Raw genomic sequence first — 23,778 nt, forward strand, 5'->3', positions numbered from 1 at the left:
AAGATCTCGGTGATCGAGGTGCCTACCGACGACCCGGCCTCGGCCTCGGTGGTCAACGAACCCGTGGTCTTCCCCGAGGGCGGGAACGAGGACCAGGACGGCCTGCTGCTTCCCACACAGGGATGCCACGACATCACGGTCTACCCGCACCGCGACATAGCCGCCGCCGCGTGCATGGGTGACGGCGTGATGATGGACATCAGCGACCCGGTGGAGCCGGTCGTCACCGAGACCGTCCGCGACGAGAACTTCGCGTTCTGGCACTCGGCCACCTTCACCAACGACGCCAAGTCCGTGCTCTTCACCGACGAACTCGGCGGTGGCGGTGCGCCCACCTGCACCGAGGAGATCGGCCCCAAGCGCGGCGCCGACGCGATCTACTCCCTCAAGGGCGGCAAGAAGAACCCGCGGCTGGAGTTCGCCAGCTACTTCAAGATCGACCGCCACCAGGGCGAGCAGGTCTGCGTCGCGCACAACGGCTCGCTGATCCCGGTGCCGGGCAAAGACTACTTCGTGCAGTCCTGGTACCAGGGCGGGATCTCGGTCATCGACTTCAACGACCCCGAGAACCCCCGCGAGATCGGCTACTTCGACGTGGCACCCGACGAAGAGGCCGGGGTGACCGGCAACGACACCTGGTCCACCTACTATTACAACGGCTACGTCTACTCCTCCGACATCGTGCGCGGACTGGACGTGCTCAAGCTCGACGACCGGAGGCTCAACAGAGCCGAGAAGGTCACCTACGACGAGTTCAACCCGCAGAGCCAGCCGCGCTACCGCCCCGGCCGCTAAGGCCGCGGTAGCGCAGTACGACGGCCCGCCGTCCCACGGGGCGGCGGGCCGCCGCGCCCCGGGCATCGGCACACCGCTGCGTGAGTAGGGTGGATCGTGTGTGCACCCCAGTCGAACAGCAGGCGGCGCCGTGAGTGAGGCCGGAATCTCCGAGAAGTACACCCGGGCCGTCGCCGAGATCACCGCCCGACGGGTCGAGACCGACATCGATCCCTCCACCGAGCGGATCAGCGCCCTGATGGACCTGCTGGGTGATCCCCAGCGCAATTACCGGGTCATCCACATCACGGGGACCAACGGCAAGACCTCCACCGCCCGGATCATCGATGCGCTGCTGCGCGAACGCCATCTGCGCGTGGGGCGCTACACCAGCCCCCACCTGCAGACCATGCGCGAGCGTGTGGTCCTCGACGGCGAAGCGATCTCCCAGGAGCGCTTCGTCGAGGCCTACGAGGACATCCGGCCCTACGTGGAGATGGTCGACGCCTCCCACGAGATCCCGATGTCCTTCTTCGAGGTGCTTACCGGCCTGGCCTACGCCCTCTTCGCCGACACCCCTGTCGACGTCGCGGTGGTCGAGGTGGGCATGGGCGGCACCTGGGACGCCACCAACGTGGTCGACGCCGACGTCGCCGTGGTGACCCCCATCGCCCTCGACCACGCCGACTTCCTGCCCGACACCGTCGAGGGCATCGCGGAGGAGAAGGCCGGCATCATCAAGCCCGACTCCGTCGCGGTACTCGCCCAGCAGCCGCTGGAGGCCGCCGAGGTGCTGATGCGCCACGTCTCCGAGACCGGCGCGCGGGTGGCCCGCGAGGGTCTGGAGTTCGGCGTGGCCCAGCGCGCCGTCGCCGTGGGCGGCCAGCAGTTCTCGCTCAAGGGCCTGCGGGGCGGCTACGAGGGCCTCTTCCTGCCGATGTTCGGTCCCCACCAGGCCGGCAACGCCGCCGTGGCCGTGGCCGCGGTCGAGGCTTTCGCCGGGCCGGGCGAAGGCGACGAGCGGCTCGACCCCGAACTGGTCTCCGAGGCGCTGGCCGGAGTCGAGGCTCCGGGGCGCATGGAGATCGTGCGTACCACGCCCACCGTGCTGATCGACGCCGGGCACAACCCGGCCGGGATGTCCGCGGTGGTCGAGGCCGTCCAGGAGGAGTTCAGCTTCGCCCGGCTCATCGGGCTCCTGGCGATCATGGGCGACAAGGACGTCGAGGGAATCCTCGAACCGCTGGAGCCTCTGGTCACCGAGATCGTGGTCACACGCAACTCCTCGGAGCGCAGCCTCACGGCCCAGCAGCTCTACGACATCGCCGAGCCGATCTTCGGCTCCGACCGCGTGCACGTGGCGGAGCGCCTCGACGACGCCATCGACGCCGCAGTGGGGCTGGCCGAGTCCGACGGCGAGCCCAGCGGCGCCGGCGTGCTCATCACCGGGTCGGTCGTCACCGCCGGCGACGCCCGCCTGCTGATCAAGGGGGAGTGACCATGCGCAGGATGTGCGCGGTGGTGCTGCTCCTGGAGTGCATGGTCATCGGGCTGGCCGTGCCGGTGGCGATCCAGGTCGCCGGAATCGATCCCGCGGTGGCCGGGAGCGTCTGGGGCGGCCTGGCGGGGCTCGCGCTGCTGCTGTCGGCTCTGCAGCGCTTCCGCCCCGCCTACTACGCGGGTTGGGCGCTGCAGGCGGCGTTTTTGATCAGCGGGTTCGTCGTGCCGGGGCTGGCGCTTCTGGGCGTCGTCTTCCTCGCGCTGTGGGTGGCCGCGGTGCTGCTGGGCCAGCGCACCGACGCCCAGGATGCGGCCCGCGCGGAGACCCGGGACCCGCAACCCGGGCAGCCGGAATAGCGCCGGGTCGTGCCGCGAAGCGCGACCGCGAGCCGACCGCGGCCGCATCCGGCCGGTCGGTGCTGGTCGGGGCTCGCATAGCGGCCATGACGCAGCGGTGGACGCGATAAGGTGACGACGGCCAGGGGCGGCCGCATTCGCCGCGCGTCGGGCGCAGCCCGGTGTCGACCCCGTCCCCCTTCAGCCTTTCTCTAGCACCGACTGCCGAGGAGTGATCCACCGTGGAGCGGACCCTTGTTCTGATCAAGCCCGACGGCGTGCAGCGCAGCATCACCGGCGAGATCATCTCCCGGATCGAGCGCCGCGGCCTGCGGATCGTCGCGATGGACCTGCGCACGCTGGACACCGACACCGCCAAGACCCACTACGAGGAGCACCGCGAGCGTCCGTTCTTCGACTCGCTGGTGGAGTTCATCACCGGCGGCCCGCTGGTGGCCATGGTCGTCGAGGGCGAGCGTGCCGTCGAGGCCTTCCGCGCGCTGGCCGGCGCCACCGACCCCATCTCGGCGGGCCCGGGCACCATCCGCGGCGACTTCGCCCTGGAGGTCCAGCAGAACATCGTGCACGGTTCGGACTCCACCTACTCCGCCGAGCGCGAGATCAAGCTGTTCTTCCCCGATCTGGGCTGATCCGACCACGTCTCTTCAGTAGCGCCGGGCCTGTGCCCGGCGCTTTTTTGGTGTTCCGAGCACCTGATCCGTTCGGAGTGTTTGTGTAGTCGGATGACTGCACACGGTTACGATACGGGTAGATCCATATCCGTACTGGAACGAGTCCGTATTGACCGCCCCGTGGGGGCCACACCCGTTTGGTGCCGCTGAGGACGCTTCATGACCAATAACCTCGCCTTCTTGGGCCGCGATATGGCGGTCGACCTCGGGACAGCCAACACACTCGTCTACGTCCGCGGCCGCGGGATCGTGCTCAACGAGCCCTCCGTCGTCGCGATGAACTCCTCCACGGGCAAGATCGTCGCGGTGGGTATCGAGGCCAAGCAGATGATCGGCCGCACACCCAGCAACATCACCGCGGTGCGGCCCCTGAAGGACGGCGTGATCGCCGACTTCGAGATCACCGAGCGCATGCTGCGCTACTTCATCCAGAAGATCCACCGCCGGCGCCACTTCGCCAAGCCCCGCATCATCGTCGCCGTGCCCAGCGGCATCACGTCGGTGGAGCACCGGGCGGTCAAGGAGGCCGGATACCAGGCAGGCGCGAGGCGCGTCTACATCATCGAGGAGCCCATGGCCGCGGCCATCGGCGCGGGGCTGCCGGTGCACGAGCCCACCGGCAACATGGTCGTCGACATCGGGGGCGGCACCACCGAGGTCGCGGTCATCTCCATGGGCGGCATCGTGACCTCCCAGTCCATCCGCGTGGGCGGCGACGAACTCGACCAGGCGACCATGGCCTTCGTCAAAAAGGAGTACTCCCTGATGATCGGGGAGCGCACCGCCGAGGAGATCAAGGTCGCCATCGGATCGGCGTTTCCCACCGGCGGCGAGGAGCTGCACGCCGAGGTACGCGGACGCGACCTGGTCAGCGGACTGCCCAAGACCGTCGTGATGTCGGCGGCCGACGTACGCCAGGCCATCGAGGAGCCGGTCACCGCGATCGTCGACGCGGTACGCACGACGCTGGACAAGTGCCCGCCGGAGCTGTCGGGCGACGTCATGGACCGCGGCATCGCCGTCACCGGCGGCGGCGCGCTGCTGGCAGGGCTCGACGGGCGGCTGCGCCACGAGACCGGCATGCCCATCCACGTGGCCGAGAACGCCCTGGACTCCGTGGCCGTGGGCTCGGGCACCTGCGTGGAGAACTACGATCGGCTCAGCCAGGTCCTCGTCCCAGAGCGGCGGCGTTGACATGCGCCGCGACGGTTCCCGGGCGCGGCTGGTCGTGGGAGTGCTCGCCGCCGTCTCGCTCGTGCTCGTGGTGCTGGACTCCCGTGCGGGCACCGACCCCGTCACCGGCGCCGCACGCACGGTCGGCGACGCGGTCTTCCGCCCGGTCTCGGCAGGGGTGACGTTCGCCGGCGCGCCCTTCGCCGGCGCCTACGAGACCCTGTCCGCGGCCCAGGGCTCCCGTGAGCGCATCGACGAGCTGGAGCGGCGCAACCAGCGGCTGCAGTCGCGGCTGCAATCGCGCGACTACGACGAGGACCGGGCCGAGCGGTTGGACGAGCTGCTGCAACTGGCGGGGAGGGGCGGCTACGAGATCGTTCCCGCCCAAGCGGTCACGCGGGTGACCGCACGCGGGTTCTCCGACACCGTCACCCTCGACGCCGGGCGCGACGACGGCGTGCGCGCGGACATGACCGTCGTCGACGGCGACGGCCTGGTGGGGCGCGTCGTGCAGGCCGGGCCCTCCACCGCCACCGTCATGCTGATCACCGACCACGCCTCGGCGGTCGGCGCGCGCCTGGAGGACTCCCAGGAGGTGGGCGTGGCCGAGGGCGCCTCCGAGGAGACCGGCGACGGCACGCCGCTGCGTTTCGAGTTGATGAGCGCCGACGCACGGATGAAGGAGGGGCAGCGCGTCGTCACCCTCGGCTCGCACGAGGACGCCCCCTTCGTTCCGGGGGTGCCCATCGGAACCATCTCCCGAGTCGAGGACACGCCGGGCCGACTGTCCCGCACGGGCAAGGCCGAGCCCGCGGTCGACTTCGGCTCTCTGGACGTCGTGGGGGTCATCGTGGCCGGACCCGAGGATGACCCCCGCGACTCCCTCCTGCCCGACCCCCCGCAGGCCGCGGGCGGATCCGATGCAGACGGGGAGGGCGGACGATGAAGGCGACGGTGCCGGCGCTGCTCGTGCTCGCCGCGGTACTCGTCCAGACGGCGGTGGTCAACCGGCTGCCGCTGCCGTGGGGCCTGGCCCCCGATCTGGTGCTGCTCGTGGTCGTGGGAATCGCGCTGTGGTCCTCCCCGGTGGCCGGCGCGGTCACCGGATTCGCCGCCGGGCTGGCGGTGGACGTGCTGCCGCCCGCCGACCACGAGATCGGCCGCACAGCTCTGCTGCTGTGCCTGGCCGGCTATGCGATCGCCTCCGTCCGCGACTCCGGCGTTCGCTCGGGGCCAGGGCCCTACGTGGCCGCCGCGGGCACCGCACTGGGCGTGACCGCGGGCTTCGTGCTGCTCGGCCTGGTCCTGGGAGATCCCCGCGCCCAGCTGCCCGATGCGGTGTGGACGCTGCTCGGGGGCACCGCCATGACCCTGGTGGTCAGCCCCGCCGTGCTGGTGCCCACGGGCGCGCTGATGCGCCGGATCACCGGCGATGCCTACTCCGACCTGCCTGTACCCGTGACCAGCGGGAGGGGATGGAGATGAGACCACTCCGCAGGCGCAGGCTGCTGAGCGGCCGGCGCCACCGGAGACCCGACGCGCCCGCCGCGCCTTCCCCGCCGCGCACCTCGCGGCGGGGCGTCATGCTCGCTGTGCAGCTCCTGGTGCTGGTTCTGCTCGCCTCTCTCACCGCGCGCATGTGGTACATGCAGGTGCCCATGGCCGAGCATTACCAGGAGCTCGCGCTCGCCAGCCACACCCAGAAGCTCATCCAGCCCGCACTGCGCGGCCGCATCGTCGACGCCCAGGGCCGCCCGCTGGTGACCAACCGCACCGAGCTGACCGTCACCGCCGACTACCACGCCCTGCTCGAACGGGACGACGACGGTACCGCCGTGCTGCGCAAGGTCGCCGAGCTGATCGACAGACCCTTTGCGAAACTGCGCGATCGGGTGCGGCTGTGCGGGCCGGAGACCGGGCAGCCCTGCTGGCAGGGATCGCCCTACCAGCCCATCCCGCTGGCCGAGAACGTCGCCCCCAAGGTCGCGCTGCAGATCATGGAGCGCCAGAACGAGTTCCCCGGCATCTCGGCCCAGCAGATGGCCGTGCGCGAGTATCCCAACGACGAGCTCGCCGCGCAGGTGCTGGGCTACCTCCAGCCCATCACCCAGGAGGAGTTCGAAGCCCGCGAGGAGCTGCGCGCCGAGTTCAGCGGCGTCGACAGGGTCGGCCGGGACGGTGTCGAGGCCGTCTACGACGACCGCCTGCGCGGCGACTCCGGCGAGCGCATCCTGTCGGTCTCCAGCCAGGGCGACGTTCGCGGCACCCTTTCCCGCACACCGTCGGAGCCGGGCATGCACCTGGTCACCAGCATCGACACCGAGGTCCAGAAGGTCACCGAGGACGCGCTGCGCGGCGCCGTGGACAAGGCGCGCAGCCAGGGCAAGCCCGTGGACTCCGGCGCCGCCGTGGTGCTGGACGTGCGGACGGGCCGCGTCGTGGCCATGGCCAGCCTGCCCGACTACGACCCCGAGGTGTGGAACGGCGGCATCGACGCCGGCACCTACGACAAGCTGCTCAGCGAGGACGCCGGCGAACCGCTGATCTCCCGGGCGCTGCAGGGGCAGTTCCCCCCGGGATCGACGTTCAAGCCCACCACCCTGGCCGCCGCGGTGAAGAACGGAGCGTCGCTCGACGGGTCCTACAGCTGCCCGGGCTCCATCGGGCTGGCGGGCCGGTCCTGGCAGAACTTCGCGGGAGGCGGGTACGGCACCATCGACCTGCGCAAATCCATCGTGGTCTCTTGCAACACCGTCTACTACCAGCTCGGCTACGACATGTGGCGCGACAGCCGCGGGGAGAAGGGCCGGGACCCGGTCTCGGCGATGGCGCACAGCTTCGGCTACGGCGCCCCCACCGGGGTCGACCTTCCGCACGAGTCCAGCGGGCGCATTCCCGACCGCCAGTGGAAGCGCCAGTACTGGCTGGACACCCGTGAGCACAGCTGCAAGATGGCGGAGAAGGGCTACCCCGAGGTGGCGAAGGAGGACCCGGGCCACGCCGCCTACCTGAAGCGCCTGGCCCGCGAGCAGTGCCGCAGCGGCGACCGGTGGACGGCCGGCGACGCGATCAACCGCGCGATCGGCCAGGGGGACGTGCAGGTCACACCGCTCCAGTTGGCCCGCGCCTACGCCGCCATCGCCAACGGTGGAACCGTGTACGAGCCCCGGGTGGGCAGGGCGCTCCTCTCGGCCGACGGCGAGCGTGTCGAGGAGATCGAACCGGTCAAGGCCGGCGAGTTGCCCGTTGAGGACCGCACGTTGAAGTACATCCAGCGGGCGCTGACCCAGGTGCCCAAGGAGGGCACCGCCTCCGGCGCATTCGGAGACTTCCCGCAGGGCAAGGTCTCCGTGGCCGGGAAAACCGGAACCGCCACCACGCAGGGCCGTGCGGACTCGTCCTGGTTCGCCTCCTACGCCCCCGCCGACGACCCGCAGTTCGCGGTCGTGGCGATGGTCCCCCAGGCGGGAACCGGAGGCAGCACCGCGGCGCCGCTGGTGCGCGAGATCTACGAGGGCATCTACGGCTTCTCCGACGGCGGTGAACCCGCGCTTTCCTCGGGCGCACCGCCCACGGCGCTGCCGAGCGTCCGCGAGGACGGCTCCATCGCCCCGCCCGACGACCACTGACGATGACCGCTGGCGGTAGACGATGACCACCGTTCCCACGCCGCACACAGAACCGCCGGGCCTGGCCGACCGGGCAGGGCGGATGATCGCCTCCTCGGCCCCGCGCCGGCTGGACTGGCCGATGCTGGTCGCCGTCGCGGCGCTATCGGCGATCGGCTGCCTGCTGGTGTGGTCGGCCACCTACGACCCCGCCGACCCCGACGGCGCCCTGGGCTTCGTCCGGCGCCAGGCGCTCCACCTGGCCGTGGGCGCGGTGGTGCTGCTGGTGGTGGCCGCGGTGGACTTCCGCGTCTCCCGCGCCTATGCGCCCGTCGTCTATCTCGCCGCGGTGCTGGGCCTGGCCCTGGTGCTGACGCCGCTGGGCGAGACCATCAACGGTTCGCGTTCCTGGCTGGTGGTGGCCGGACTGCAGATGCAGCCCGGCGAAGTCGCCAAGCTCGGCCTGGTGCTGGCGGTGGCGATGCTGCTGGGCGAGCCGCGCGACGGCGAGTTCGCCCCCACCACCCGCGACGTGCTCTTCAGCCTGGCGGTCCTGGCGGTACCGCTGGGCCTGATCCTCGCCCAGCCCGACCTGGGGACCGCCATGGTGCTCACCGCGACCTACCTGGGCATGCTCGCGCTGTCGGGCGCACCCGTGCGGTGGGTCGCCGGGCTCATCGGCTGCGGCGTGCTGGCCGCCTTCAGCGTGTGGTGGTTCGGCCTGCTCGAGGAGTATCAGCTGCAGCGCTTCACCACCTTCGTCAACCCCGGCGCGGACCCGCGCGGCGCCGGCTACAACGCCAACCAGTCGATGATCGCGGTGGGTTCGGGCGGGCTCAACGGCACCGGGCTGCTGGAGGGCGAGCACACCCGCGGCCGGTTCGTGCCCGAGCAGCACACCGACTTCATCTTCACCGTGGCCGGCGAGGAGCTGGGATTCGTCGGCGGGGCCGTCATCATCGGGCTGCTCGCGTTCGTGCTGTGGCGGATCCTGCGCACGGCGGGCCGCAGCGAGGGGCCGTACGCCCGCTTGGTCTGCGTCGGCGCAGCAGCGTGGCTGAGCTTCCAGAGCCTGATCAACATCGGTATGACGCTGGGAGTCGCACCGATCACCGGCATCCCGCTGCCGTTCGTGTCCTACGGCGGCACGGCGGCCGTGGCCAATCTCGCGGTGCTTGGGCTGGTCCTCAACGTGCACGCCCGCGAGCACGGCGTCCACTGACCGCAGGGCCACGTTCCCGGCCGCGCGCGGACGGATCCGTCCGCATGGAAGGTGCGCGCCCGGCGTGTGGCTAAGCTGGGGGATTCCTAAGGATTCCGCGACAGCCGACGCAGGGGAACCACGATGCCCATCGAAAGCGTGTTTTCGCAGCTGGAAGCGCTGCTTCCGAGTGTGCAGAAACCGGTCCAGTACGTCGGGGGCGAGCTCAACTCCGTTGTGCGCGACTGGGACGACGCCGAGGTCCGCTGGGCGCTGATGTACCCCGACGCCTACGAGGTGGGCGCCCCCAACCAGGGCGTGCAGATCCTCTACGAGGTCCTCAACGAGCGCGAGGGCGTGCTCGCCGAGCGCACCTACGCCGTCGGCTCGGACCTGGAGGCGCTGATGCGCGAGCACGGCGTGCCGCAGTTCACGGTGGACGCGCACCGGCCCGTGGGGGCCTTCGACGTACTCGGGCTCAGCTTCGCCAGTGAGATGGGCTATACCAACATGCTCACCGCACTGGACCTGGCGGGGATTCCGCTCCACTCGGCCGAGCGCACCGACGACCACCCGGTCGTCCTGGCGGGCGGGCACTCGGCGTTCAACCCCGAGCCCGTCGCCGACTTCCTCGACGCGGTCGTCCTGGGCGACGGCGAGGAGATCACGCTGGCCGTCACCGAAGTGGTGCGCGAGTGGAAGCGCGAGGGCCGCCCCGGCGGGCGCGACGGCCTGCTGCTGCGGCTGGCCGAGGGCGGCGGCGTGTACGTCCCGCGCTTCTACGACGTCACCTACCACCCCGACGGGCGCATCGAGGCGTACACGCCCAACCGCGAGGGCGTGCCGTGGACCGTGCAGAAGCACACGGTCATGGACCTCGACAAATGGCCCTACCCCAAGAACCCCATCGTGCCGCTGGCGGAGTCGGTCCACGAGCGCTACAGCGTGGAGATCTTCCGCGGTTGCACCCGCGGCTGCCGCTTCTGCCAGGCCGGCATGATCACCCGACCGGTGCGCGAGCGCAGCAAGGAGACCATCACCGAGATGGTCGACAAGGGCGTGCGCTCCTCGGGGTTCGAGGAGGTCGGGCTGCTCTCGCTCTCCAGCGCCGACCACACCGAGATCGGCGACATCGCCAAGGGGCTGGCCGACCGCTACGAGGGCACCAACACCGGTCTGTCCCTGCCTTCGACGCGGGTGGACGCCTTCAACATCGACCTCGCCAACGAGCTGACCCGCAACGGCCGGCGCTCCGGGCTGACCTTCGCTCCCGAGGGCGGCAGCGAGCGGATGCGCCGGGTGATCAACAAGATGGTCACCGAGCAGGACCTGATCCGCACCGTCACCGCGGCCTACGCCGCCGGGTGGCGGCAGGTGAAGCTGTACTTCATGTGCGGACTGCCCACCGAGGGCGACGAGGACGTGCTGGCCATCGCCGACCTCGCCAAGGAGGTCATCCGCGCCGGCCGCGAGGTCAGCGGCCGCTCCGACATCCGCTGCACGGTGTCCATCGGCGGGTTCGTGCCCAAGCCGCAGACCCCGTTCCAGTGGGCGGGCCAGACCCCCTACGAGCTGGTCGACGCCCGGCTGCACAAGCTCAAGGCCGAGCTGCGCTCCGACCGCCGCTACGGCAAGGCCATCGGGTTGCGCTACCACGAAGGCCAGCCTTCCATCATCGAAGGGCTGCTCTCGCGCGGCGACCGCCGTGTCGGCCGCGTCATCGAGGAGGTCTGGCGCGCCGGCGGCCGGTTCGACGGCTGGAGCGAGCACTTCTCCTACGAGCGCTGGGCCGAGGGCGCCGCGAAGGCGCTGGCGGACGAGACGGTGGACATGGACTGGTTCACCGTGCGTGAGCGCGCCGAGGACGAGGTGCTGCCGTGGGACCACCTGGACGCGGGGCTCGACCGCGGCTGGCTGTGGCAGGACTGGCAGGACGCGCTGCACGGGGAGGAGTCGGTCGAGGTCGACGACTGCCGGTGGAACCCCTGCTACGACTGCGGGGTCTGCCCCACGATGGGCACCGAGATCCAGATCGGGCCGAGCGCCCCGGGAAGGTCGCTGCCGCTGACGGTGGTCTGAGGCCGCCGGGGCGCGAGGAGGGCGCCGGAGCCGCCCGCTTCCCCCGCGCCGGGGGAGTGAGGTATGGCCCGGCGCCCCGCTCGCGCCGGGCCATACGTCATGTAAGACGGACGGGTGGCGGCTGCGGTTTGCATCGGAGCGGGATTTTCCTCGAAGAAATTTCTGCTCCCGGACTCTTCGCAGGTCACCGGGGACCACGGGTCGATGCGGCCGTGCGGCCGCCTCGCTAGAGAAGCCCGGCGAACGCTTTTCAACCGGTCAGCGGGCGGGAACAGCACATACGTGGGTGATCCAGCACGGAGCACTGCATCATCGGGTCATCCGCCCACCGGCCCGGTGCGGGCGGGCGGCGGCGCTGCACCCCGTTCCGGTGGCGCGTCCTCCTTGGAGCGCACCGTACGCTGAAGTAAGACGTGAATCTCCCAGGCGGGTGAGTCAGGGAGGAATCGACCCGCCCGCCGGCGAGTTATCGAGGAAAGGAGCTGAGCTGCCCCCCGCAACCGAGGGCACTACCCCGTCCTCCACCGGACACCTCGGACCGAAGCTGCGAGTCCGCTACACCAAGCGCGGCAGGATGCGGTTCGCGAGCCATCGCGACATCGCCCGTGTCTTGGAGCGGGCGCTGCGCCGTGCCGAGGTCCCCGTCGCGTTCTCAGCGGGGTTCACGCCGCACCCGAAGCTCTCCTACGTCAACGCCGCCCCTACCGGGGTGGCCAGTGAGGCGGAGTACTTCGAGATCACGCTGGCCGAACCCGTTGCGCCCGACGAGGTCCGCGTCCGGCTCGACGACGCCATGCCCGACGGGCTCGACGTCGCCGAGGTGGTGAAGGCGGCGCCAGGCGCACTGGCCGACCGTCTTGAGGTATCGGAGTGGCGGGTGGAACTGCCCGGCGTCGGCCCCGACGACGCCGCGGAGGCGGTGGCCGCGTTCACAGCGGCCGATACCGTCGAAGTGGAGCGGTCCACGAAGAAGGGCCGCCGCACCTTCGACGCCCGAGCGGCGGTCCTCCACCTGGAGGTGGACGGGCGCGCCACGAGGGACCGAGATGAGACATATGCCATACTTCGGATGGTCGTCCGGCACACGACACCTGCCGTACGACCGGACGACGTGGTGAACGGCCTTCGCCGAGTGGCCGACCTCGCGCGCCTGTCATCACCTGTGATGACCCGGCTGGCGCAGGGACCGCTCAGTGATGCGTCCGACGCGATCGCCGATCCGCTCGCCGCGGATGCCCAGGCCGATCCGGCGGGACGTGCGGTGGACACACCGCGGCCGAATCCGCCCGCGCGGAGCGCGCCCGATGCGTGAGCTCCATTGGGGACGCGGGCGACCCGAAACGACTTTCCCCGGCCAGCCCCCGAACGGCTGCCGGCGACGACATAGCGACGACACAGTCCGCGCGCGCAGCGGCCGAGGCCTTGCACCGACGCCGCGCCCGGGGACTTGACGGGAGACCGCCCGGATGCTCGACAACGAGCCCGACACCGGTGCCGAGGGCACCGAGGGCACAACTGAAACGACACACACACCTGAACCCCAGGCGACGACGTTCGCGCCGCCGCAGGAGGGCGAGGTGAAGGTGAGCGGCCCCGCGCGGCGCAGCGGAGTGCTGCGCTCGGCCGGACCGCCGCCTGAGCCCGAACCGGTGGCGCCGTCCGAGGGACCGCTGACCACCGTGGCCGGCCAGCCGTCGCTGGCCGGTGAGGACACGTCCTCCGGCTCGGGGGCCGGCCCGTCCGACGGCGACGCGGCGGCGACCGAGACCCCGGCGGACGAGGAGCCCGCGGCCGAGAAGCCCGCGCCCAAGCGGCGCACGCGTACTCGCGGGACCTCCTCCGGCGGCGGGGGCTCCCGGGCCGCAGCGGGCTCGGACGCCGAGTCCGACCCGCCCGCCCAGCCCGAGCCCGAGCCCGCCGCCTCCTCCTCCGCGGCCGACTCCGGTGTCGCGCCGGAGGCCACCGGCGACGGCGCCGTCCAGTCGCCGATGGTGCTGTTCCAGCCGCCGATCGCCCCGGCCAAGGCGGCGTCGCGCGCAGAGAGCAACGGCTCGGCCCCCGAGGCCCGGGAAGCCGAGGACACCGAGGAGGACCGCGGCGAATCGGCTGAGCTGAGCGAGGCCGAGGACACCGAGACCGAGGAGGAGCGCTCCTCGCGCCGTCGTCGGCGTCGCGGCGGACGCGGGCGTGGCCGCACCCGCTCCGGCGAGGACGAGGCCGAGTCCGACTCCGACGCCGAGGAGGAGAACGCCTCCCAGCCCGCCGCCGCGGCGAGCACCGAGGAGAGCGCCCCGTCGTCCGCCGCCGGCGACGAGCCCGACGAGGACGAGGAGCAGACCTCCGGCACACGCCGCCGCAGGCGCCGTCGGCGCCGCTCCGGCGGCGAGGGCGAGGAGTCCGAGGGCCGGAGCCGAAGCCGAAACCAGGGCCAGAGCCAGAACCAGAACCAGAGCGAGGACGACCCGCCCAACACCGTCGTGCGGGTCCGCGAGCCGCGCACCGGCAAGGAGGCCCGCGACGAGGTCCAGGCGGTCAAGGGCTCCACGCGTCTGGAGGCCAAGAAGCAGCGCCGCCGCGAAGGCCGCGAGCAGGGCCGGCGGCGCGCACCCGTCATCACCGAGTCGGAGTTCCTGGCCCGCCGCGAGTCGGTCCAGCGCGACCTGGTCATCCGCCGCAGCGGCGAGCGCACCCAGATCGCGGTCCTGGAGGACGACGTCCTCGTCGAGCACTACGTCGACCGCGCCGCGCACAAGTCCTACGTCGGCAACGTCTACCTGGGCCGGGTGCAGAACGTGCTGCCGTCGATGGAGGCCGCGTTCGTCGACATCGGCAAGGGCCGCAACGCCGTGCTCTACGCCGGCGAGGTCAACTGGGACGCCTCGGGCATGGAGGGCCAGCCCAAGCGCATCGAGTCGGTGCTCAAATCCGGCCAGTCGGTGCTCGTGCAGGTCACAAAGGACCCCATGGGCCACAAGGGCGCGCGGCTGACCAGCCAGATCAGCCTGCCCGGCCGGTACCTGGTCTACGTGCCCGACGGCTCGATGACCGGCATCAGCCGCAAGCTGCCCGACAAGGAGCGCGCGCGCCTCAAGCAGATCCTCAAGAAGGTCATGCCGGAGAACGCCGGCGTGATCGTGCGCACCGCCGCGGAGGGGGCCAGCGAGGAGGAGCTGGAGCGCGACATCAACCGGCTGGCCAAGCAGTGGGACTCCATCAAGCGCAAGTCCCGCTCGGCCAGCTCGCCCTCGCTGCTCAACAGCGAGCCCGACCTGACCGTGCGCGTGGTTCGCGACGTCTTCAACGAGGACTTCTCCAGCCTGGTGGTCGCCGGTGACGAGGCCTGGGACACGGTGAAGGACTACGTCGACTACGTCGCGCCGCACCTGGCCGAAAGGCTCGGGCACTGGACCGAGGATCGCGACGTGTTCGCGGCCTACCGCATCGACGAGCAGATCTCCAAGGCGCTGGAGCGCAAGGTCTGGCTGCCCAGCGGCGGTTCGCTGATCGTCGACAGGACCGAGGCCATGACCGTCGTCGACGTCAACACCGGCAAGTTCACCGGGCAGGGCGGCAACCTCGAGGAGACGGTCACCAAGAACAACCTGGAGGCCGCCGAGGAGATCGTCCGCCAGCTGCGGCTGCGCGACATCGGCGGCATCATCGTGATCGACTTCATCGACATGGTGCTGGAAAGCAACCGCGACCTGGTGTTGCGCCGGCTGCTGGAGTGCCTCTCGCGCGATCGCACCAAGCACCAGGTGGCCGAGGTCACCTCGCTGGGCCTGGTGCAGATGACCCGCAAGCGGGTCGGCCAGGGCCTGATCGAGGCGTTCTCGCACAGCTGCGAGCACTGCGCCGGGCGGGGTGTGGTGGTGGACGCCGAGTCCGCCGCCACCAAGTCCGGCGGCAGCGGCGGCAACGGCAACGGCGGCGGCCGCAAGAAGAAGGGCAAGGACAAGGACAAGGCCGAGCAGCAGGCGGCCGAACCCGCCGAGCCCGCTCCGGACGCCGGGTCCGACCCCGTCGACCTGGAGCCCGCCGCAGGAGCGGCGGCGGCCGCCGAGGCCGAGGAGGCCGTCGAGGAGCCGGTGCCCGCGAAGGGCAAGCGTGCCGGCGGCAAGAGCACCGCCAAGTCCGCGTCGGCTTCGAAGTCCGCCACCAAGGCCGCGGGCCGCAAGACCACGCGGAAGAAGGCCGACGCCGCGGCTTCGGCCGAGGACGCAGCCGAGTCCCCCGCAGCGGCGGAGGACGCCGCCGCCGACGCCGCCTCCGCCGAGGACGCGCAGGCACCGGCGGCCGACGAAGCCGAGCGGCCCGCCAAGGGGCAGAAGGCCGGACGGCGTAAGCGCACCCGCGGCCAGGACGCCGAGTCCGGCGCCGAACCGGCCGATGCCGGTTCCGCCGAGGACGACTCCGCGGCCGGGAGCGCCGATTCGGCCGACGAGGACTCCGCCGAGCAGCGCCCGCGCAGGCGCCGCACCCGGCGGACCAAGACCACGGCCGCCGCCGACTCGGCGGTGGCCGAGGCCACCTGAGGGAGTGGGCGGCATCAGGGCCGCCGTCCCAGGCCGGCCCGCGTTCCGGGTCGGCCTGGGCATCCCCCGCGCGAGCCTGCGGGCGTGCCTCGCCCTCTCGCACCGGTGGTAACCTAGAAACCGGTGCGTCGGCGCGCCCCAATCGTTCGCGCGCCCGAGACCTACTTCTCGACCTTGCGCCGCCGTGAGCGAGCGCGCGGGTCGAAGGTCGATTTTGAGCGCATTCCGCCTCCGCTTCGGCGGGGGTCCGGTCCACACGAGCAGGAAGAGAGTTCCCCGGTGTACGCGATCGTGCGAGCGGGCGGCCGACAGGAGAAGGTGTCTGTCGACGACGTCTTGAACATCGACAGGGTCTCCGACGAGACCGGCGCCACTCTGACATGGGAGCCGCTGCTTGTCGTCGACGACGGCAAGGTCATCAGCGACTCCTCGGAGCTGGGCGGCTATTCCGTCACCGCCGAGGTCCTCGGCGAGACCAAGGGCCCCAAGATCAACATCGTGAAGTACAAGAACAAGACCGGCTACAAGAAGCGCATGGGCCACCGGCAGAAGTACACCCAGGTGCGCGTCACCGGTATCGCGTCGAACACGAACAAGTAGGGAGGGGCGCGAGGTGTCTCAGAAGAAGGGCGCATCGAACAGCAAGAACGGCCGCGATTCCAATGCGAAGCGGCTGGGTGTCAAGCGCTTCGGCGGCCAGGCCGTCCGGGCCGGCGAGATCCTCGTCCGCCAGCGCGGCACCCGCTTCCACCCGGGCGACAACGTCGGCATCGGCGGCGACGACACCCTGTTCGCGCTCGTCGCGGGCCAGGTCGAGTTCGGCAACCGGCGCGGCCGCAAGGCCGTGAACATCGTCCCCGCCCCGGTCCCCGCGGAGTAGGTCCGGCGGCGCGGTAACACCATGCGTGAGGCGGGCCAGGCCATCTGGCCCGCCTTTCGCATGTGCAGGCTCCGGTCGGCGCGTCCCCGCGGCGCATAGGCTGGGCAGGGCAGTAAACAGCACGGGAGGACCACATGCCTGACTTCGTCGACGAAGCGGTCTTGCACATCAAGGCCGGTGACGGCGGGCACGGCTGCGCCTCCGTGCACCGAGAGAAGTTCAAGCCGCTGGGCGGGCCCGACGGCGGCAACGGCGGCAAGGGCGGCGACGTCGTGCTGCAGGTCGACCGCAACACCGCGACACTGCTGGAATACCGGCGACGGCCGCACCGCCGTGCGCACAACGGCACCGCCGGACGGGGCGCGAACCGCTCGGGCGGCGACGGCGACGACATCGTGCTGCCGGTGCCCGAGGGCACCGTGGTGCTCGACGCCGCCGGTGAGGTGATCGCCGACCTGGTGGGGCACGGCACCCGGATGGTCATCGCCCGGGGCGGCAACGGCGGACTCGGAAACGCGGCCCTGGCCTCGCCCAACCGCAAGGCTCCCGGGTTCGCGCTCAAGGGCGAGGCCGGCGAGGCGCTGGATCTCCGCCTGGAGATCAAGACCATCGCCGACGTGGGTCTGGTCGGTTTTCCCAGCGCAGGCAAGTCGTCACTGATCGCGGCGCTGTCGGCCGCGCGTCCCAAGATCGCCGACTACCCCTTCACCACCCTCGTCCCCAATCTCGGCGTGGTCGAGGCCGGAACCACCCAGTTCGTGGTGGCCGACGTCCCCGGCCTGATCCCGGGGGCGAGCGAGGGCAAGGGCCTGGGACTGGCGTTCCTCCGCCACGTCGAGCGCTGCTCCATGCTGGTGCACGTACTCGACTGCGCGACGCCGGAGCCCGGCCGCGACCCGGTCAGCGACCTCGACGCGCTCGAAGGCGAACTCTCGGCCTACGGCGAGGCCACGGGCGTCGACTTGTCCGACCGCCCGCGCATCGCGGTGCTGAACAAGGTCGACGTGCCCGACGGGCGCGAACTGGCCGACATGGTCGCCCCGATGCTGCGCGAGCGCGGCCTTCGGGTCATCGAGGTCTCCGCCGCCGCCCACGAGGGCCTGCGCGAGCTGTCGTTCGCCATGGCCGAGCAGGTCGAGGCGGCCCGAGCCGCCCGGCCCGAGCCGGAGCCGAGCCGCATCGTGCTGCGCCCCCGCCAGAAGGGCGAGACCCCCTTCGAGATCGTGCCGCTGGGCGACAACACGTTCCGTGTGCGCGGCACCAAGCCCACACGGTGGGTGCGCCAGACCGACTTCGCCAACGAGGAGGCCGTCGGCTACCTCTCCGACCGGCTGAACCGGCTCGGCATCGAGGACGCCCTCGCCGCGGCGGGCGCGACCGAGGGCGCCGAGGTCTACATCGGCGACGAGGAGGACTCCGTGGTCTTCGACTGGGACCCGTCGATCCAGGCGGGCGAGACACCGATCGGCCCGCGCGGCACCGACTCCCGGCTGGGTTGAGGGCGCGCGGGCGCCGGTGCGCCCGTCCGCCCGTGTCGCGCGGGGTATGGGTGGCCCGGCCGCCGATACGACCGATACCCATGGAAAGTAGTGCGACGTGCGCAACGCACAGTCAGAAGCGGGACCTTCCGAAGGGAACGACGCGTCCGGCGAGCGCACCGAAGTGACCCGGGCCCGCCGGGTCGTCGTCAAGGTCGGCTCCTCGTCGCTGACCGCGCCCGACGGGACCATCGACACCGACCGCATCACCGAACTGGCCGACGTGCTCGCCGAGCGCCGTGCCGCCGGTACCGAGGTGGTGCTGGTTTCCTCGGGGGCCGTGGCCGCGGGGATCGCTCCGATGGCGCTGACCGCCCGCCCCCGCGACCTGGCCACCCAGCAGGCCGCGGCCAGCGTCGGCCAAGGGCTGCTGATCGCCCACTACACCGCCGCCTTCGCCCGGCACGGGCTCACGGCCGCGCAGGTGCTGCTGACCGTCGAGGACATGATGCGCCGCGTCCAGCACCGCAACGCTCAGCGGACGCTGCGCCGCCTGCTGGACTTCGGCGCCGTGCCCATCGTCAACGAGAACGACACGGTGGCCACGCACGAGATCCGCTTCGGCGACAACGACAGGCTCGCCGCGCTCGCCGCCCATCTGGTGCGCGCCGACGCGCTGGTGCTGCTCTCCGACGTCGACGCGCTCTACGACGGCAACCCGGCCCGGCCCGGTACCCGCCGCATTCCCCGCATCAGCGACCCGGCCGACCTGGACGGCCTCGACATCGGCAGCGCGGGACGGCGCGGTGTCGGCACGGGCGGCATGGTCACCAAGGTGTCCTCGGCGCGCATCGCCACCGAAGCGGGGGTGCCCACCGTGCTCACCTCGGCGGCCAACGCGCGCGCCGTGCTGGCGGGCGAGAGCGTGGGAACGCTTTTCACCGCCCACGCGCGGCGCCGGCCCTCCACCCGCCAGCTGTGGCTGGCGCACGCCACCGAGGCGCGCGGCAGCGTGGTGCTGGACCCCGGAGCGGTGCGCGCGGTCGCGGAAGGGCGTGCCTCGCTCCTCCCGGCGGGCGTGGTCAAGGTCGAAGGCGACTTCTCGGCAGGCGATCCGGTGGACCTGCACGACGAGGAGGGCACCGCGATAGCCCGCGGGCTGGTCAACTACGACGCGAGCGAGATCCCCGATCTGATGGGACGCTCCACCCGCTGGCTCGCGCGCGAGCTGGGCCCCGGATACGAGCGCGAGATCGTGCACCGCGACGACCTCGTGCTGCTGGGTGCGGCGCGCGAACGCGCGCGGCGCGGCGGCGCTTAGCCGACCGGTCCTCCGGCCGGTGGAGGCCCCTCCGCGGGCCCGTGCCGCAGGGGTTTCGGCGGGGCCGTCCAGCGGCTCGGGCTCCGCGCGTCTCCGGGGGTCCGGGCCGGTCCGACAGTAAAGTGAAACGCCATGAGGTCCTCCACCCACGAGTTCGACACCGAGCTGCTCCACAACGGCCGCGTCGTCACGCTCGGCGCGGTGACCTACCGGGGCCGCACGGTGCTGCAGCCGGGGCCCGACCGGTTCGCTCCGCTGCGGCGGTGGGCGCAGTACGTCGCCGACCAGCTGGACGGGCCGGTGACGTGGCGGGCAAGCGCCGAGGGCGAGGTGGTGGAGGAGCAGACGGTGCACCCCGCCGCGCGCACCGCCGAGGGAGGGCCGGGTCCGGCGTGCTGAACGGAGTGCACCGGCGCTCGCGGCCGCGGCCCGAGGGCGTGGCCGGGCAGGTCATGCCGTCGACCGGCGAATCAGAGTCTGCGAGCGCTCTCGGCTCCGCACTTGGAGCAGTGGAACTTCCGGTCCCCTCCTAAGACCCAGTCGTGTTCTCCACCGTTGGGACATGCCGACATCGACACCACCTAAGCTCTCGACCGAGCGATCTGGCGCCGTTACGGTACCGGCCGCGCAGCGCCGTTGTCCGGTAAACAGCCGAGATCCCCGGGGACCGCCCGCGGCCTCGCGCCACAGGCCGCGGAGGGACCGGCCCGATATGCTGAAAGTGCACGTCCCGCCCCCCGACTACCTGGAAGCGATCAGCACCATGAGCGATACCGAGCGCGAGGTCCGCGCCTGCGCGGAGCGCGCCCAAGACGCCGCAGCCGGCCTCGCGCCGCTGAGCCGGGCCGCCAAGGACGACGCGCTGCTGGCGATGGCCGACGCCCTGATCGCCGAGGCCGAGTCCGTCGTGTCCGCCAACCGCGAGGACGTCGAGCGCGCCCGTGCCGCAGGTGAGGCCGAGGCCATGATCGACAGGCTTGCGCTGACCGAGGAGCGCGTAGGGGCCATCGCCGAGGCCGTCCGCGACATCGCCGACCTGCCCGACCCGGTGGGTGAGGTCGTGCGCGGATCGAGCCTGCCCAACGGGCTGGAGCTGCGCCAGGTGCGGGTACCGCTGGGCGTCATCGGGATCATCTACGAGGGCCGCCCCAACGTCACCGCCGACGCCGCCGCCCTGTGCCTGAAGAGCGGCAACGCGGCCCTGCTGCGCGGTTCCTCCTCGGCCTACTCCTCCAACGCGCGCATCGTCGAGGTGCTGCGCGGCGCGCTGCAGAAGGCCGGGCTGCCCGCCGACGCCGTCCAGCTGGTGCCGGGCAGCGGGCGCGACTCCGCCCAGGCGCTGATGCGCGCCCGCGGGCTGGTGGACGTCCTCATCCCGCGCGGCGGCGGCTCGCTGATCCAGGCGGTCGTCAGCGAGTCCACCGTGCCGGTGATCGAGACCGGCGAGGGCAACTGCCACGTCTACGTCGACGAGTCCGCCGAAACCGAGATGGCGCTGGCGATCGCGGTCAACGCCAAGACCCAGCGCTACTCGACCTGCAACACCGCCGAGACGCTGCTGGTGCACACCGCCGCCGCCGACCGGTTCCTGCCCCGGGTGCTCGCCGCACTGCGCGACCTGGGTGTGACCGTGCACGGCGACGACCGGGTGCGCGGCTACGACGACGCGGTGGTGCCGGCGGCCGAGTCCGACTGGGCGGCCGAGTACCTCTCGGCCGACCTGGCGGTGAAGGTGGTCGAGTCCCTGGACGACGCCGTCGCCCACATCCGCCGCTACTCCACCAAGCACACCGAGGCCATCGTCACCGACTCGCAGTCGGCGGCTCGCCGGTTCGTGTCGCTGGTCGACGCGGCCGCGGTGATGGTCAACGCCTCGACCCGCTTCACCGACGGCGGCGAGTTCGGCTTCGGCGCCGAGATCGGCATCTCCACCCAGAAGCTGCACGCCCGCGGTCCGATGGGCCTGCCCGAGATGACCTCGACCAAGTACGTGGTCACCGGCGAGGGCCACGTGCGCTGAGGCCCGCGCGGCCCGGCGCCCCCGCCTGCGGCGCGCAGGCCGGGGCCGCCGGGCTGCGAGCGAGGCTCTGCCGGCCGCTAGGATGCCCGTGTACACGGCGATCCGACGGTCAAGGAGCCCCCCCGATGCCCGACGACAGATCTCCGTACAGCGCCGACGGCTCCGGCGGGTTCGACTCCGGAGTGCCCACGGCCGCGCGCGTCTACGACGTGATGCTGGACGGAAAGGACAACTACGAGGCCGATCGGCAGGTGGCTCACGCCAGCCTGGAGGTCATGCCCGAGCTCAAGCAGATCGCCTTGTACAACCGGGAGATGCTGCACCGGGTCGTGCGCCACCTGGCGGCGGAGGAAGGTTCCGCGACACGAAGCGCCGCCGCCGAGGGCGACGGGCGGCGGGGCGTGGACCAGTTCCTGGACCTGGGCTCGGGACTGCCGACCGCGCGCAACACCCACGAGGTCGCCAAGGAGGCGAACCCGGGAGCCAAGGTCGTCTACGTCGACATCGACCCGCTCGTGTCCGCGCACGGCGAGGCGATCCTGGGCGGGGACCCCGACACTGCGGTGGTCACCGGCGACGTCCGCGAGCCCGCCGAGATACTGGCCCACCCCGGTGTCCGCGCATTGATCGACTTCGACCGGCCGGTCTGCGTGATGCTCTGCGGCATCCTCCACCACCTGCTCGACGAGGAGGACCCCAAGGGGATCGTGACCGCGCTGGCCGACGCCGTGGCACCCGGCTCCTACTTCTTCATAACCAACTTCACCCGGCTGGGCGACGCTCCCGAGAGCGCCGAGCTGGAGCGGGTGCTGCTCAGCCAGCTGGGCACCGGGCGGGTGCGCACCTCCGCGGAGCTGGAGGAGTTCTTCGAGGGCCTGGACCTGCTGCCGCCAGGGCTCGTGCCGCTGCCGCTGTGGAGGCCCGAGGGCGTCGTACGCGACAGCACGTCGGTGGCTGCCCGGTTCATGACCGGCGGAGTCGCCCGGAAGCCCTGACACCCGCCGATCGACCGTGCAGCCACCGTCGTTGCACGCCCACGCCCTGCGGTGGTCGCACGACCTCCGCAGCGCCGGCCCGGTCGGGGCCGACCTAGGAGGCCGACCCCCCGTTGTTGTTGTCGTTGTCGCGCCGACCGGCGCCCTTCCAGCGTTCGGCGACGGAGTCGAAGATGCGTCCGCCGGTGTTGGCCGCGCTGCCGGCGACGTCGCGCAGCGTGCCCATCAGCGGGTCCTCCGAACGCTCCCACGCCTGGCGGTAGGAGTCGGCGGCGTTGCGCGCCTCGGCGCCCACCGAGGCGTCCCGGTCGGTGTCGCGGCGCGGGTAGTCGCCGTCGAGGATGCGCTGGTAGGAACCGTCGTCGATCCACCGGCTGAGCTCGGCCATGCGGATCACCGCGAACGGGTGGGTCTGGCCCATGAGGCTGAGCAGCTTGATCAGGCTGTCGCGGGCGTCGCCGCCGCTCTCGTAGTCGCGGGCCTGCTCCATGAAGGAGTCGGGGTTCATCTCGGCCAGCCGCGAGCCGCCCGCCAGCTTCATCAGCGCGCGCTTGGCCGCGTCGGGGTCCTGCGCCGCCAGAAGGCCGGCGCGGTCGCACGACAGCTCGGACTTGCGGTACCACTCCTCCAATGCGGTGACGATCGCGCGGATGCCGATGTAGCCCAGGGGGATCCACGCGACGCGGGCGGCCAGCCGTATCAGCGCGAGCAGCATGGTGCGGTAGACGGCGTGGCCGGAGAGGATGTGGCCGACCTCGTGGCCGACGACGAACCGCTGCTCTTCGGGGTCGAGCAGGTCGAACAGCCCGGTGGTCATGACCATGAACGGCTTGCTGCTGCCGATGGCCATGGCGTTGGGTCGGGGGTTCATCTGGATGTAGAGCTCGGGGACGTCGTCGAGGTCGAGGATGTAGGCGGCGTCGCGGACGTAGTTGTGCACCTCGGGGAACTGCTGTTCGTTCACCCGGACGGCGCTGGAGAGGAACATCAGGCGCAGGGCGCGTTCGTTGAACAGCCCGGACAGGCGCTTGAAGACCTCGTCGAAGCCCCGCAGGGACCGCAGCGCGACCAGCGCGCCGCGATCGGCCGGGTGCTCGTATGCTCGGGAGCTTATGTTTTCGAGTCGTACGCGTGCGCGGTCTGGAGCGTTGGTGGCCATGTCGGCATGCTATGCCTCGCGGGTGCG

At 71.5% G+C, this 23,778-nt stretch carries 20 protein-coding genes; 19 read left to right on the forward strand and 1 reads right to left on the reverse strand.

What is annotated here, in order from left to right:
- The 19 genes from LP52_RS14430 to LP52_RS14520 all read left to right on the forward strand — a co-directional run.
- The coding region (locus LP52_RS14430; protein ID WP_040274100.1) for an LVIVD repeat-containing protein at positions 1-795 on the forward strand (795 nt) is incomplete at its 5' end.
- Between the two features lie 130 nt (positions 796-925).
- Positions 926-2,272: a bifunctional folylpolyglutamate synthase/dihydrofolate synthase gene (locus LP52_RS14435; RefSeq protein ID WP_040274102.1), complete on the forward strand. Its 1,347-nt coding sequence runs from the start codon at positions 926-928 to the stop codon at positions 2,270-2,272.
- Positions 2,273-2,274: 2 nt separating this feature from the next.
- Positions 2,275-2,631: a DUF4233 domain-containing protein gene (locus LP52_RS14440; protein ID WP_040274104.1), complete on the forward strand. Its 357-nt coding sequence runs from the start codon at positions 2,275-2,277 to the stop codon at positions 2,629-2,631.
- A 221-nt stretch (positions 2,632-2,852) separates the two neighbouring features.
- Positions 2,853-3,260 (forward strand): nucleoside-diphosphate kinase, encoded by a 408-nt coding sequence (gene ndk, locus LP52_RS14445; RefSeq protein ID WP_040274105.1) that lies wholly within the window; start codon positions 2,853-2,855, stop codon positions 3,258-3,260.
- Between the two features lie 201 nt (positions 3,261-3,461).
- Positions 3,462-4,496 carry a rod shape-determining protein gene (locus LP52_RS14450; protein ID WP_040274107.1) on the forward strand — a complete coding sequence of 345 codons (1,035 nt, stop codon included), beginning with the start codon at positions 3,462-3,464 and terminating at the stop codon, positions 4,494-4,496.
- Position 4,497: 1 nt separating this feature from the next.
- Positions 4,498-5,421, forward strand: coding sequence for a rod shape-determining protein MreC (gene mreC / locus LP52_RS14455; RefSeq protein WP_052809849.1), 924 nt, complete (start codon positions 4,498-4,500; stop codon positions 5,419-5,421).
- Positions 5,418-5,960 carry a rod shape-determining protein MreD gene (gene mreD / locus LP52_RS14460; RefSeq protein WP_040274108.1) on the forward strand — a complete coding sequence of 181 codons (543 nt, stop codon included), beginning with the start codon at positions 5,418-5,420 and terminating at the stop codon, positions 5,958-5,960. The genes mreC and mreD overlap by 4 nt, the downstream gene beginning before the upstream one ends.
- Positions 5,957-8,104 (forward strand): penicillin-binding protein 2, encoded by a 2,148-nt coding sequence (mrdA, locus tag LP52_RS14465; protein ID WP_040274222.1) that lies wholly within the window; start codon positions 5,957-5,959, stop codon positions 8,102-8,104. Before mreD ends, mrdA begins: the two co-directional genes overlap by 4 nt.
- A gap of 22 nt (positions 8,105-8,126) precedes the next feature.
- Entirely contained in the window at positions 8,127-9,305 is a 1,179-nt protein-coding gene (rodA, locus tag LP52_RS14470; RefSeq protein WP_052809850.1) for a rod shape-determining protein RodA, read from the forward strand.
- Between the two features lie 123 nt (positions 9,306-9,428).
- On the forward strand, positions 9,429-11,363 hold the full coding sequence (locus tag LP52_RS14475) for a TIGR03960 family B12-binding radical SAM protein (protein ID WP_040274110.1): 1,935 nt from the start codon (positions 9,429-9,431) through the stop codon (positions 11,361-11,363).
- A 574-nt stretch (positions 11,364-11,937) separates the two neighbouring features.
- On the forward strand, positions 11,938-12,675 hold the full coding sequence (locus tag LP52_RS14480) for a TIGR03936 family radical SAM-associated protein (RefSeq protein WP_040274111.1): 738 nt from the start codon (positions 11,938-11,940) through the stop codon (positions 12,673-12,675).
- A gap of 154 nt (positions 12,676-12,829) precedes the next feature.
- Complete coding sequence (locus tag LP52_RS14485; protein WP_040274112.1) at positions 12,830-15,898, forward strand: Rne/Rng family ribonuclease; 3,069 nt, start codon at positions 12,830-12,832, stop codon at positions 15,896-15,898.
- A gap of 279 nt (positions 15,899-16,177) precedes the next feature.
- Positions 16,178-16,498 (forward strand): 50S ribosomal protein L21, encoded by a 321-nt coding sequence (gene rplU, locus LP52_RS14490; RefSeq protein WP_040274113.1) that lies wholly within the window; start codon positions 16,178-16,180, stop codon positions 16,496-16,498.
- A 13-nt stretch (positions 16,499-16,511) separates the two neighbouring features.
- Positions 16,512-16,778, forward strand: a complete 267-nt coding sequence (gene rpmA / locus LP52_RS14495; RefSeq protein ID WP_040274114.1) for a 50S ribosomal protein L27 — start codon at positions 16,512-16,514, stop codon at positions 16,776-16,778.
- Between the two features lie 134 nt (positions 16,779-16,912).
- Positions 16,913-18,277: a GTPase ObgE gene (gene obgE, locus LP52_RS14500; protein ID WP_040274115.1), complete on the forward strand. Its 1,365-nt coding sequence runs from the start codon at positions 16,913-16,915 to the stop codon at positions 18,275-18,277.
- Positions 18,278-18,440: 163 nt separating this feature from the next.
- On the forward strand, positions 18,441-19,577 hold the full coding sequence (proB, locus tag LP52_RS14505; RefSeq protein ID WP_193789992.1) for a glutamate 5-kinase: 1,137 nt from the start codon (positions 18,441-18,443) through the stop codon (positions 19,575-19,577).
- Positions 19,578-19,709: 132 nt separating this feature from the next.
- The gene (locus tag LP52_RS14510; protein WP_052809852.1) at positions 19,710-19,976 is read left to right on the forward strand and encodes a hypothetical protein; all 267 of its coding nucleotides are present in this window, start codon (positions 19,710-19,712) and stop codon (positions 19,974-19,976) included.
- A 364-nt stretch (positions 19,977-20,340) separates the two neighbouring features.
- Positions 20,341-21,597, forward strand: a complete 1,257-nt coding sequence (locus LP52_RS14515) for a glutamate-5-semialdehyde dehydrogenase (protein ID WP_040274231.1) — start codon at positions 20,341-20,343, stop codon at positions 21,595-21,597.
- Between the two features lie 125 nt (positions 21,598-21,722).
- On the forward strand, positions 21,723-22,592 hold the full coding sequence (locus tag LP52_RS14520) for an SAM-dependent methyltransferase (protein WP_040274116.1): 870 nt from the start codon (positions 21,723-21,725) through the stop codon (positions 22,590-22,592).
- Positions 22,593-22,686: 94 nt separating this feature from the next.
- Here LP52_RS14520 and LP52_RS14525 read toward each other — a convergent pair whose 3' ends face one another.
- On the reverse strand, positions 22,687-23,751 hold the full coding sequence (locus LP52_RS14525) for a M48 family metallopeptidase (RefSeq protein WP_040274118.1): 1,065 nt from the start codon (positions 23,749-23,751) through the stop codon (positions 22,687-22,689).
- Between the last annotated feature and the right edge of the window lie 27 nt (positions 23,752-23,778).

It is taken from the genome of Streptomonospora alba (assembly GCF_000826685.1).
Taxonomy (GTDB): Bacteria; Actinomycetota; Actinomycetes; order Streptosporangiales; family Streptosporangiaceae; genus Streptomonospora; species Streptomonospora alba.

What these genes read in the sequence shown, in the direction of transcription:
- LP52_RS14440 (WP_040274104.1), top strand. Translation starts at nt 2,275, where the DNA reads ATGCGCAGGATGTGCGCGGTGGTGCTGCTCCTGGAGTGCATGGTCATC.
- LP52_RS14450 (WP_040274107.1), top strand. Translation starts at nt 3,462, where the DNA reads ATGACCAATAACCTCGCCTTCTTGGGCCGCGATATGGCGGTCGACCTC.
- mreC (WP_052809849.1), top strand. Translation starts at nt 4,498, where the DNA reads ATGCGCCGCGACGGTTCCCGGGCGCGGCTGGTCGTGGGAGTGCTCGCC.
- mreD (WP_040274108.1), top strand. Translation starts at nt 5,418, where the DNA reads ATGAAGGCGACGGTGCCGGCGCTGCTCGTGCTCGCCGCGGTACTCGTC.
- mrdA (WP_040274222.1), top strand. Translation starts at nt 5,957, where the DNA reads ATGAGACCACTCCGCAGGCGCAGGCTGCTGAGCGGCCGGCGCCACCGG.
- rodA (WP_052809850.1), top strand. Translation starts at nt 8,127, where the DNA reads ATGACCACCGTTCCCACGCCGCACACAGAACCGCCGGGCCTGGCCGAC.
- LP52_RS14475 (WP_040274110.1), top strand. Translation starts at nt 9,429, where the DNA reads ATGCCCATCGAAAGCGTGTTTTCGCAGCTGGAAGCGCTGCTTCCGAGT.
- LP52_RS14480 (WP_040274111.1), top strand. Translation starts at nt 11,938, where the DNA reads ATGCGGTTCGCGAGCCATCGCGACATCGCCCGTGTCTTGGAGCGGGCG.
- LP52_RS14485 (WP_040274112.1), top strand. Translation starts at nt 12,830, where the DNA reads ATGCTCGACAACGAGCCCGACACCGGTGCCGAGGGCACCGAGGGCACA.
- obgE (WP_040274115.1), top strand. Translation starts at nt 16,913, where the DNA reads ATGCCTGACTTCGTCGACGAAGCGGTCTTGCACATCAAGGCCGGTGAC.
- LP52_RS14510 (WP_052809852.1), top strand. Translation starts at nt 19,710, where the DNA reads ATGAGGTCCTCCACCCACGAGTTCGACACCGAGCTGCTCCACAACGGC.
- LP52_RS14515 (WP_040274231.1), top strand. Translation starts at nt 20,341, where the DNA reads ATGAGCGATACCGAGCGCGAGGTCCGCGCCTGCGCGGAGCGCGCCCAA.
- LP52_RS14520 (WP_040274116.1), top strand. Translation starts at nt 21,723, where the DNA reads ATGCCCGACGACAGATCTCCGTACAGCGCCGACGGCTCCGGCGGGTTC.
- LP52_RS14525 (WP_040274118.1), bottom strand. Translation starts at nt 23,751, where the DNA reads ATGGCCACCAACGCTCCAGACCGCGCACGCGTACGACTCGAAAACATA.